This window comes from Streptomyces palmae (assembly GCF_004684805.1).
Lineage (GTDB): Bacteria > Actinomycetota > Actinomycetes > Streptomycetales > Streptomycetaceae > Streptomyces > Streptomyces palmae.
Window position 1 is genome coordinate 1 of the sequence record NZ_SRID01000254.1, and the last position, 10,243, is coordinate 10,243.

10 protein-coding genes are annotated in these 10,243 nt (G+C 73.5%); 4 read left to right on the top strand and 6 right to left on the bottom strand.

All coding sequences use genetic code 11. The annotated features are described in order from the left end of the window. Positions 1-1,589: 3' terminal RNA ribose 2'-O-methyltransferase Hen1 (locus tag E4099_RS22665; protein WP_135340952.1), on the bottom strand; the 1,589-nt coding region annotated here is incomplete at its 3' end. A gap of 274 nt (positions 1,590-1,863) precedes the next feature. Here E4099_RS22665 and E4099_RS22670 point away from each other — a divergent pair. After that, a complete protein-coding gene (locus E4099_RS22670) occupies positions 1,864-2,583 on the top strand; it encodes a lipoprotein (protein ID WP_245245091.1) in 720 nt (239 codons plus the stop codon). Positions 2,584-2,737: 154 nt separating this feature from the next. Then, the gene (locus E4099_RS22675) at positions 2,738-3,148 is read left to right on the top strand and encodes a hypothetical protein (RefSeq protein ID WP_167828450.1); all 411 of its coding nucleotides are present in this window, start codon (positions 2,738-2,740) and stop codon (positions 3,146-3,148) included. Positions 3,149-3,246: 98 nt separating this feature from the next. Here the strand turns inward: E4099_RS22675 and E4099_RS22680 are convergent, their stop codons facing one another. From E4099_RS22680 to E4099_RS22695, 4 genes are read right to left on the bottom strand one after another with little or no spacing between them, the layout of a single operon-like run. Beyond that, positions 3,247-3,717 (bottom strand): NUDIX hydrolase, encoded by a 471-nt coding sequence (locus tag E4099_RS22680; RefSeq protein ID WP_135340954.1) that lies wholly within the window; start codon positions 3,715-3,717, stop codon positions 3,247-3,249. A gap of 5 nt (positions 3,718-3,722) precedes the next feature. Then, on the bottom strand, positions 3,723-4,424 hold the full coding sequence (locus E4099_RS22685) for a LuxR C-terminal-related transcriptional regulator (RefSeq protein WP_209446696.1): 702 nt from the start codon (positions 4,422-4,424) through the stop codon (positions 3,723-3,725). Then, positions 4,421-5,725, bottom strand: a complete 1,305-nt coding sequence (locus E4099_RS22690; RefSeq protein ID WP_135340955.1) for an ATP-binding protein — start codon at positions 5,723-5,725, stop codon at positions 4,421-4,423. The genes E4099_RS22685 and E4099_RS22690 overlap by 4 nt, the downstream gene beginning before the upstream one ends. A gap of 42 nt (positions 5,726-5,767) precedes the next feature. Beyond that, positions 5,768-7,849 carry a serine/threonine-protein kinase gene (locus E4099_RS22695; RefSeq protein WP_135340956.1) on the bottom strand — a complete coding sequence of 694 codons (2,082 nt, stop codon included), beginning with the start codon at positions 7,847-7,849 and terminating at the stop codon, positions 5,768-5,770. Positions 7,850-7,983: 134 nt separating this feature from the next. On the opposite strand from E4099_RS22695, the gene E4099_RS22700 reads away from it, so the two are divergent. Beyond that, on the top strand, positions 7,984-9,396 hold the full coding sequence (locus tag E4099_RS22700; protein WP_135340957.1) for a PspC domain-containing protein: 1,413 nt from the start codon (positions 7,984-7,986) through the stop codon (positions 9,394-9,396). Beyond that, complete coding sequence (locus E4099_RS22705; protein ID WP_135340958.1) at positions 9,393-9,596, top strand: hypothetical protein; 204 nt, start codon at positions 9,393-9,395, stop codon at positions 9,594-9,596. Before E4099_RS22700 ends, E4099_RS22705 begins: the two co-directional genes overlap by 4 nt. Positions 9,597-9,624: 28 nt before the next feature. Here the strand turns inward: E4099_RS22705 and E4099_RS22710 are convergent, their stop codons facing one another. Beyond that, the gene (locus tag E4099_RS22710) at positions 9,625-10,191 is read right to left on the bottom strand and encodes a DoxX family protein (RefSeq protein ID WP_135340959.1); all 567 of its coding nucleotides are present in this window, start codon (positions 10,189-10,191) and stop codon (positions 9,625-9,627) included. Between the last annotated feature and the right edge of the window lie 52 nt (positions 10,192-10,243).

Consider the following 10,243-nt stretch of genomic DNA (forward strand, 5'->3'; position numbering starts at 1 on the left):
GGCTGGGCCTGGTGGAAGACGGCCATCTGGGTGGGCGGGCCCACCTCCGGGTCCTCGGGGCCCACCGGGCGGAAGTCGACCGTGTAGGCGTGGCGTTCGGCCACCTCGCGGGCCCAGCGGCGGAACTCCTCCCGGGTCCACTCGAAGCGGTGGTCGGCATGGCGCACCCGCCCGGCCGGCAGGCTCTCCCAGCGCACGTTGTACTCCACGTTGGGGGTCGTCACCACGACCGTCGCCGGGCGGGCCGCGCCGAAGACCGCGTACTCCAGGGCGGGCAACCGGGGCAGGTCCAGGTGCTCGATGACCTCGCTGAGCACCGCCGCGTCATAGCCCTTGAGCCTGCCGTCGGTGTACGCCAGGGACCCCTGGAACAGCCTCACCCGCGCCGCCTGCCGCTCGGACATCCGGTCCAGACGCAGCCTGCGGGCCGCGATGCGCAGCGCCCGCACCGACACGTCCACACCCACGACCTCGGTGAACCGCACGTCCTTGAGGAGTGCGGCCACCAGCCGGCCCTCCCCGCAGCCGAGGTCCAGCACCCGGCTCGCCCCCGCCGCACGCAGCGCCGCCAGGATCGCCTCGCGCCGGTGCACGGCGAGCGAGACCGGCCGCTCGGCCGACTCGGGCAGCCCCTGCGGGCCATCGCCGGATTCGGCGCCGGAGGTGGTGCCGGTGGCGTCCGGGTCGGCGGTGGGGCCGGCCTCCGGGTCCGTGTCGGTGTCCGGGTCGGTGTCCGGGTCGGTGTCCGTGTCGGTGTCCGGGTCGGTGTCCGGGGCGTCGGTGACCGCGTTGTCCAGGTCCTCCGCCTCGGTGTCGTCCGCCTCGGCCAGCCTGACCAACTCCAGCCGCTCCAGCGCCTCCTGGGTCAGCGACCAGCGACGGGCCAGGAAGCGGCGGGTGATCAGCTGCTGCTCGGGGTGGCTCGCCAGCCAGCCCTCGCCGGAGCGCACCAGCTTCTCGACCTCGTCGGAGGCCACCCAGTAGTGCTTGGCGTCATCCAGCACCGGCAGCAGTACGTACAGCTGGCGCAGCGCCTCGGACAGCCGCAGCTCGCCCTCCAGCACCAGCCGGACGTACCGCGAGTCGCCCCACTCGGGGAAGTGTTCGTCCAGCGGTATCGGCTCGGCGGTGACCGTCCAGCCCAGCGGTTCGAAGAGCCGGACCACCAGCTCCGCGCCGCCGCGCGCGGGCAGCGCGGGCACCTCCAGCCGCAGCGGCAGCGGCTGCCCGACCAGCTCCGGACGGGCCTTGCACTGCCCCTTGAGGGCACTGGAGAACACCGAGCCGAGCGCCACCGCCAGCAGCGAGGAGGCGGCGTACGGACGGTCGTTGACGTACTGGGCCAGCGAGGGGTGCACCGACCCGCCCGCCGCGCCCTTGCCCCGGCCTCGGCGGACCAGCGCCACCGGGTCGACCTCCAGCAGCAGCGCCGCGGTGCAGCGCTCGGGGGTCGCCTCCGGGTAGAAGACGTGCGCGGTGCCGTGCGAGGTCGAGAACCGCTGCGCCTTGTCAGGGTGTTTGTGCAGCAGGAACCCGAGGTCGGTGGCGGGGCGGTCAACGGTGCCGGTGGTGGATATCGTCAGGAACACGCGCTTGAGTATTGCCCTCCAAGCCCGGCGTCCGCAGCGGGTTTTCCGTCCGGCCCGGGGCACGGCGCTCCCGGACGAACCGCGGAACGGGGTCCCGGACGAAACCCACCCTTCGTATATGCTGCGGCGAATTTTCGAACATCGTCTCCCATGGCTGAATTTCGCGGTTCGCGGTTCGCGGTTCGTGCCGCGCGGTTCGCGGTTCAGGGCGGCGCGGGTGGAAGGACGGAACGGCGGCATGCGGGGTATCGGGCGGAGATCCGGTGGAGCGGTAATGAGCGCGGCGGTCGCTGCGGTCGCGGCGATGGTGGCCGGGGCGGCGCTCACCGGGTGCTCGTCCGGCGGCAGCGGCAGCGGGCACGGCAAGAGCAGCGGGCACGCCAAGGACAAGGACGTCGAGTTCTCCGGCACGTACGTCCCCGGGACCGACGGCAAGGGGCTCGACAAGGTCACGCCCGGCGCCCGGCCCACCTCCCCGTCCTCGGGCCGCCTGGTCGGCGCCGCGGGCTCGCCCTGCCGCCTGCCGGTGACCTTCGCCCTCGCGGCCCAGTGGAAGGCGAAGGCGGTCAAGCCGGTGGACGCCGACGACCCGCTGGCCGAACTCTCCACCCAGGGTGAGACCCGGCTGGCCTGTGAGATCGACGCCAAGCCGGCCGGGCACATCGGCTTCCTGCGGGTGTGGACGGCCCCGGCCACCGCGGGCGGCGGCGACGCGCGCAAGGTGCTGAAGGGCTGGCTCGCCGCCCCGGTCGTCGGGGACGTGCGCAAGCCCACGTACCGCGACATCACGGTGGGCGGCAAGGCCGGCCTGCCGGCCGTCGAGGTCGTCTACGAGTCGTACAGCAAGCTCCTGGACGAGACCAAGCAGGAGCACGCAGTGGCCCTGAAGACCTCGCGCGGCATCACGGTGCTGCACCTGGGCGGCCTGGACGGCGAGGAGCACGAGGGCATGCTGCCGGCCTACGAACTCGCGAAGAACACCATGGCGAGCTGACCGGCCCTTGGTCATGGGCCTGCGGGGTGCGGTTGTGCGGGGTGCGGCGTGCCGCGTGCCGCGTGCCACCGGTGCCCCCGCGGGCGCCCTCGCAGACCGGGTGGTCCTAGGCTGACGGCGGATACCGAACGGCGACGACGGAGGGGAGCGCCGGGTGACCACCTGGGGACTGATCGTCGAGACGACCGTGGGCGTGGCCGAGCGCAAGCACACCGAGACGCATGTGGTGGCGCATGTGATCGGCACGCGGGAGGACGCCATGGCAGAGTTGGAGAAGCGCGCCCGCCGCCACGTACCGGAGCATCCCCGGATGCCCAAGCGCAGCCGGCTCTTCCAGGACGGGGACGGCTTCCTGCTGGTCCAGGACGGCTCCTGGCAGTCGTTCAGCACCCGCTTCACGGTCGCCAGGCTCCTCCACGACTCCGCCGCGCCGCCGCCTGAGGAGCCGCAGGCCGGGGCGGAGGCGCCGCCCGCCGAACCCCCGGCACCGGGGCCGCCGGACGACCGGTACGACGACGGGGTGCCGATGCGCCCCAACTGGTGGGGCCGCCGCGACCTGCCCTGAGGCATGCCCATTCGGCGCGGCGGAGGTGGGGCGGCCCGCGGGAGTCCGGGCCGGGTGGCGGCCCGGCCGCGTGCCTCAGCCGCCCGACCGGCGCCCGGTCAGCGGGCGCGTCCCGCCGCTCCGTCCAGCATCCGCAGGCCGTCCGCGGCGGCCGGGGAGAGGATGGCGGGGGTGAGGTCGGCGAGGGGCAGCCAGGCCGCCTCGGCCGTGGAACCGTCGTTCTCGACGACCGCGGGATCGCCCGGGGACAGGACCACCCGGTAGAAGAGGGCGACCAGATGCCAGCTGACGCCCAGCCGGTGGGCGGTGTAGCCGCGGGCGTCCAGCAGCCGGGCGTCGAGCACCCGCAGGCCGGTCTCCTCGGCGAGTTCGCGGACCAGGGTGTCCGCCGGCTGCTCCCCGGGGTCCACTCCCCCGCCGGGCAGGTGCCACAGGCCGGGGGCGAAGACCGGGGAGGACTCGGCGAGCCGGGTGAGCAGGATCCGCTCCCCCGGGCCGGCGGTGCCGTCCGGGCCGGGCGTGGTGGCCAGCGCGTACGCGGACACCCGGGACCGGATGGGCGCGTCCATCGCCGTCAGACCAGGCGGCGGGCGGTGGCCCACCGGGTCAGCTCGTGGCGGTTGGAGAGCTGGAGCTTGCGCAGCACCGCCGAGACATGGCTCTCCACCGTCTTGACCGAGATGAACAGCTGCTTGGCGATCTCCTTGTAGGCGTAGCCGCGGGCGATCAGCCGCAGCACCTCGCGCTCGCGCTGGGTGAGCCGGTCCAGGTCCTCGTCGACCGGCGGGGCGTCGGTGGAGGCGAAGGCGTCCAGCACGAACCCGGCCAGCCGGGGCGAGAAGACCGCGTCCCCGTCCCGTACCCGGAAGACCGCGTCGATCAGATCGGTACCGGTGATGGTCTTGGTGACGTAGCCGCGCGCACCGCCGCGGATGACGCCGATCACGTCCTCGGCGGCGTCGGAGACCGACAGGGCCAGGAAGCGCACCGGATTCTCCACCGCCCCGGTCAGCGCCGAGCAGCGGCGCAGCACCTCGACACCGCCGCCGCCGGGCAGATGCACATCGAGCAGCACCACCTCGGGGCGGGTGGCGTGGATGACGGTGACGGCCTGGTCGACATCGGCCGCCTCGCCGACCACCTCCACCCCGGTCCGCTCGGTGTGGCCGATCTCGGCCTGCACACCGGTGCGGAACATCCGGTGGTCGTCCACCAGCACCACCCGTACCCGGCGCTGCGCGTCCCCGGTCTCCGCCATGGCTCCGGTCTCCGTCATTCCGCCGCCCTCTCCATCTCCAGCTCCACTTCCGTGCCCCCGTCGGGCGCGGACCGCAGTCGTGCGGTGCCGCCGTTGCGCTGCATCCGGCCGATGATGGACTCGCGTACGCCCATCCGGTCGTCCGGCACCGCGTCCAGGTCGAAGCCGGGGCCCCGGTCCCGTACCGAGACGAAGACGGTACGCCCCTCGACCTCCGCGTACACCTGTACGGTCCCGCCCTGGCCACCGTACTTGGCGGCGTTGACCATCGCTTCCCGGGCCGCCTGGAGTTGGGCGCCGAGCCGCTCGTCCAAGGGGCAGTCGCCCACCACCACGACCTCGATCGGAACCCCGTGGTAGTCCTCCACCTCGGCCGCGGTGCGGCGTACCGCCTCGGCGAGGGTGTCCGGCTCCTCGGGCTCCTCCTCGGCGCTGCCCGCCGGCTTGTACAGCCAGGCGCGCAACTCCCGCTCCTGGGCGCGGGCCAGCCGGGCCACCTCGCGGGAGTCCTCGGCGCGCCGCTGGATCAGGGTGAGGGTGTGCAGCACCGAGTCGTGGACGTGGGCGGCGACTTCGGCCCGTTCCTGGGCCCGGATGCGCATCGTCCGCTCCGCGGAGAGGTCCTGCACCAGGCGCACCACGTACGGGCCGATCAGCAGCGCCACCCCCACGATCACCGCCAGGGCGGCCTGCAGCACCGCGCCCAGGTGCCGGGCCGAGCCCTGGATGACCACGATGCCGGTGACCCCGGCGCCGACCAGCAGCACCCCGGCGGCCATCCGGGCCACCGGCAGCACCCGCTTGCTGCGGCTGAGCTCCACCCACTCGGCGCGCCGGGCGTTGTCCGCCTGCCGCCACACCAGGGCGACACCGGCGGCCATCAGCAGCAGCGGCCATATGTAGGTGTTGACGCGGCCGAGTTCGAAGCTCTCCACGAAGACGCCCGCGCCGACCACCAGCGCGATGAGGGCCAGGACCTGGCCCTTGTCCCGGCGGCGGCCGGAGAACTGCCGCCGGTTGCGGCCGTCCGCCGCGGCGCCCTCGGCGGAGCGCGGTTCGGTCACCACCCCGCCCACGCCCAGCGGCACCACGAACCAGAGCAGCGCGTACACCACGGCGCCGAAGCCCTCGGCCAGGAAGAGCGCCCCGAACACCACCCGCACCCAGGACACCGGCAGCCCCAGGTGCCCGGCCAGCCCGCGCGCCACACCGCCGAACATCCGCCCCTCGGCGCTGCGGTACAGCTTGCGCAGGGGCGGTTCGGGCAGGAGGGGCGGCGGCGCCGGATGCGTACCGGCGCGCGGAGTGGTTGCGGCCATAACCCAGATCGTCACATGTCAGCGGTTCGGGAACATCAGGGTTCAGCCCTGACCGGACCCGGAGTCCTCGTCCTCGGGCAGCCGCAGGCCGTCCCTGACCTGGTCGAAGATGGGGCGGTAGCGCTCCCAGTCGCTGCTGGGCGCGGAGAGGTAGAGCGCGTACTCCCGGCCGCCCGGCCGCCCCCAACCGAGGTCGATGGCCCGCCACTCACGCGCGGTGCCCTTGAACCTGAACTCCCAGACCGCCGCCTTCTGGCCGCGGAACTCGGTCGCCTGGAGCCGCAGCCGCTCGCTGTCCGGATAGTCGACCTGGAACTGCTTCTCGACCTCCTCGAAGTGCGTGACCTGGTCGGTGGCGGCGAAGTCCATCACATTGATCTTGATGTTGCCCATGCCGTTCGGGTCGATGTAGTTGACCTCGTCCCGTTTCTCCTCGTTCTTCCGGTACCAGCCCTTGGGCACCGGGAAGGCGATGTCGAACTTCTCCTCCCGGACCAGCTGGTAGCCATCGGGTATCGGCGGCGCGGTGTACGGCTGCCGCGTGGGCCCCGGCTTGGTCGGCCGGTCGATCGGCTTCTCCTTGCCCTCGTTGCCCTTGCCGCCGCCGTCGGACCGCTGCTGGTACACGTACGCGCCACCGGCGGCCAGCACCACCAGCGCCACCACGCCCACCAGCACGGCCCGGGCCCGGCCCCCGCCCTGGCGGGCGCCGCCCTTGGGCGAGGCGTTGGAGACGCCCTGGGAGTAGCCGTCCAGGGGCGCCTGCGGGTGGCCTGCGGCGGCGGTCTGCGGGTACCCGCCGGAGACGTTCTGCGGGTGGCCGCCGGAAGTGCTGTGCGGGTGACCGCCGGAGACGCTCTGCGGATGGCCGCCCGAGGCCGACCGCGGGTAGCCGGGGGCAGCGGCGGGCGCCTCCGGTCGAGGGGCCTGGGGCGTCTGCGGCTCGGCGGGCTCCGGCTGCGGGGGCACCGGGGGGTACCGCACCTTGGGAGTGGCATCGGAGTTCAGCACGGCGCCCCAGGACGGGGACCCGGAGCCGGCCGCGCCACGGGGTGGGGGACCGAACGTGCCCCGGGGTGCCGAATCGGCCGGCTCCTCGACGGGCGGCTCGGCGCCGTCGGCCGACTCCTCGACGGGCGGCTCGGCGCCGTCGGACGGCTCCCCGGGCAGCGGCTCCGGCCCCTCCGGCGGCACCTCCGCATCGGCGTCCCCGGGCAGCGTCCCCGGTTCCAGCACCTGGGTGCTGCCGGTGAACGGCGAACGCAGCGTCCTGGTCTCGGACTCCGAGGCGGGAGCCCGCAGCGCGCGCTCCACCTCCTCCGCCGAGGGCCGGTCCTCCGGTTCCTTGGCCAGCAGCGCCTCGATCAGCCCGGTCAGCGGACCCGCCCGGTGGATCGGCTCCAGCGGGTCCATCGCGATCGCGTAGGCCGTCTCCATGGCCGTGGTGCGCCGGAACGGCGGCCGGCCCTCCACCGCCTGGTACAGCGTGGCGCCCAGCGCCCACAGGTCCGAGGCCGGCCCCGGCTTGCGCCCCTTGACCCGCTCCGGGGCGATGTAGTCGATGGACCCCACCACCTCACCGGTCTTGGTGAGGGTGGAGGTGCCCGAGGCCATCGCGATACCGAAGTCGGTGAGCACCACCCGGCCACCGCCGGTCCCCGGGTTCTCGCCGTCCCCGCCCTGCCCCAGCAGCACGTTGCCCGGCTTCACATCCCGGTGCAGCACCCCGGCCGCGTGCGCCGCGCGCAGCGCGGCCACCATCCCGCGGCCGATCCTGGACGCCTCGGCGGGCGTGATCGGGCCCTCCTTGAGCACATCGGCGAGCGTGGTGGAGGGCACGTACTCCATCACGATGCAGGGCAGCCCCTGATGGGTCACCACATCGTGCACCACCACCACGTTGGGATGGGTGATACGGGCCGCGCTGCGCGCCTCGCGGCGGGTGCGCTCGTGCAGGGTGGCCAACTCGTCGTCGGACTGGTGCGGGGAGATGTGCAACTGCTTGACCGCCACCCGGCGGCCCAGCAGTTCGTCCTCGGCCAGCCACACCGTGCCCATGCCCCCGCTGCCGATCCGCTTCGACAGCCGGTACCGCCCGGCGATCAACCGCCCTTCGTCCGACACCGCGTCCCCTCCGCCCCGACCCCGCATGTGTTCGACACGACACGATAGCCGCCGGAGCCTCAGGGTCGATCTCAGGGAAGGCCCAGGGTGGACACCGGATACACGGCGGGCGCGGCGCTTGTCACCATGTATGTATGACCGATGCACATTCCGTCGCCGACGACCTGGGGCAGGGCACGCCGCCACCGTCCGGAACCGGCGACCCGGGCACGTCCGGCGGCCCGGCGACCGGGCCTGGCGGAACGTCAACCACGGGCTCGCCGCTGCGCCGCAGCCGCGAGCACAGGATGATCGGCGGAGTGTGCGCCGGTCTGGGCCAGTACTGCGGTGTGGACCCGGTGGTGTTCCGCGTGGCCCTCTCGGTGCTGGGTCCGGCGGGCGGCCTCGGTCTGGTCGTGTACGGCTTCTGCTGGCTGCTCATCCCGCAGTACGGCGAGGAGGAGAACGAGGGCCGCAGGCTGCTGTCCGGACGGGTCGAGGGCAGCGCGCTGACCGCGGTGCTGTGCGCCCTGGTCGGCTGCGGGCTGTTCCTGTCCATGATCAACCGCGGCGGGGTGATGGCCTTCTCCATGATGCTGACGCTGGCCACCGTGGGTGCCGCGTACTGGTCGCTGCACCGCCGGCAGGGCGCCCCGGGCATGGGCCCGGCCGCCCCCGCGACCGCGCAGTCCACGGCCGCGGCACCGGCCCCGGCCAAGGGGATCGACGGCGCCCCGCCGGAGACCCAGGCCCCGCCCGACCTCAGCAGCCCCTCCTGGTGGCGGGATCCCATCTTCAAGGACGGCACCACCGGACACCTGGGCACCGGCTATCTGTGGGGCCCGGACGACGGTACGGACACGCCCGACGGCACCGAACCGCGCGGCCGGGGCAAGGGCCGCGACCGCCGCCGGCCGATGCTGGACGACCGGGTCTCCATCGGCGGCTGGACCTTCCTGGTCGCGGTGCTGGCCGCCACCGCCGGCATCTGGGGCTCCTGGCACCGGGTACCGCTGGGCACCAGCCTGGAGATCGGTCTGGCCGCCGCGCTGGGCGTGTTCGGCCTCGGGATGCTGATCAGCAGCGTATGGGGACGTACCGGCACCGGCACGGTGCTCGCCGTGCTGCTGACCGGTGCCCTGCTGGGCGGGGCCGCCGCCCTGCCCAAATCGGTGACCGCGGACTGGAAGCACCGCACCTGGCAGCCGGCCAGTGCGGCGGCGGTGCACACCTGGTACTCACTGGGCACCGGTGAGGGCAAGCTCCAACTGGCCTCGGTGCACCCCGAACCCGGCGAGACGGTGCGCACCCGGGCGGAGATCGGCGCGGGACGGCTCAGGGTCACCGTGCCGCGCGACGTACGGGTGAAGCTGGACATCGAGGTCGGCCTGGGCGACATCCGCCTGCCCGGCGACTCCGACGACGACTACGACATCTCCCCGCTGCGCGACCGCTCCCTCACCCTGGAGCCGGTCAAGGGCTCGGACACCGGCGGCCGCCCGGCGTACGGAACGCTGGATCTGCGGCTCAACGTGGGAATCGGACAGGTGGAGGTGGTTCGCCGATGAAGCGGCACGACTTCGAGCCGGGCAAGCTGGTCGCCGCACTCGCCACGCTCAGCGCCTGCCTGCTGTACGCGATGGACGCGGGCGGGAAGTGGGACATCCCGTGGTTCGTGATCGTCCCGGTCCTCTGCGGAGGACTGGCCCTGGCGGGAGTGGTCTCCGGGGTGGCCTACGGGATACGCCGCCGCAACGCCCGCAGGTGACACGGGTGCTCCCGCACAGGGCCGTACCTCAGGACCTGGGCGTGCGGCGACGCCTGGCCAGCAGCGCGTCCCCGGAGAGGAGCGGCGCGCCCGCCAGGATCAGGGGCAGCCAGGCCATCAGGTAGACCAGGTCGTTGCCGTAGTAGTACGGCTCGGCCTGCCAGCTGACCGTGAGCCACAGACTCAGGGAGATCAGCGCACCGCCCAGTGCCGCCACCCGGGTCAGCACGCCCAGCAGGGTGCCGATGCCGACCGCCAGTTCCCCGAAGGCGATCGCGTACCCGAAGCCGGCCGGGGCCTTGAGGGCCAGATCGACCAGCCAGGGCACGGCGGAGGCATCGCGCACCGAGTGCAGCAGCTCGCCGATCGATCCGCTGCCGGAGGAGGCGAAGAAGCCCGAGGTGGTGAGCTTGTCGAGGCCGGCGTAGAGAAAGGTGACGCCCAGGAAGACCCGCAGCGGCAGCAGTGCGTGGCGCCCGGCCGACGCCCGCCAGTCCCGCGCCCTCGGCACCTCGGTCACCCCGACCGGCCGGGACTCCCCCGCACCACCCGCCTCATCCCCATCGCCCCTGCCCGTCCGCGCCACATCCGTCATCGCTCCACACCGCCTTTCCCCCGCACTCTGCCACCTCGATACGCCCCAAGGC

Excerpts from the sequence above, each read along its gene's own strand:
- E4099_RS22670 (WP_245245091.1), top strand. The coding sequence starts at position 1,864 with ATGAGCGCGGCGGTCGCTGCGGTCGCGGCGATGGTGGCCGGGGCGGCG.
- E4099_RS22680 (WP_135340954.1), bottom strand. The coding sequence starts at position 3,717 with ATGGACGCGCCCATCCGGTCCCGGGTGTCCGCGTACGCGCTGGCCACC.
- E4099_RS22685 (WP_209446696.1), bottom strand. The coding sequence starts at position 4,424 with ATGACGGAGACCGGAGCCATGGCGGAGACCGGGGACGCGCAGCGCCGG.
- E4099_RS22690 (WP_135340955.1), bottom strand. The coding sequence starts at position 5,725 with ATGGCCGCAACCACTCCGCGCGCCGGTACGCATCCGGCGCCGCCGCCC.
- E4099_RS22700 (WP_135340957.1), top strand. The coding sequence starts at position 7,984 with ATGACCGATGCACATTCCGTCGCCGACGACCTGGGGCAGGGCACGCCG.
- E4099_RS22705 (WP_135340958.1), top strand. The coding sequence starts at position 9,393 with ATGAAGCGGCACGACTTCGAGCCGGGCAAGCTGGTCGCCGCACTCGCC.
- E4099_RS22710 (WP_135340959.1), bottom strand. The coding sequence starts at position 10,191 with ATGACGGATGTGGCGCGGACGGGCAGGGGCGATGGGGATGAGGCGGGT.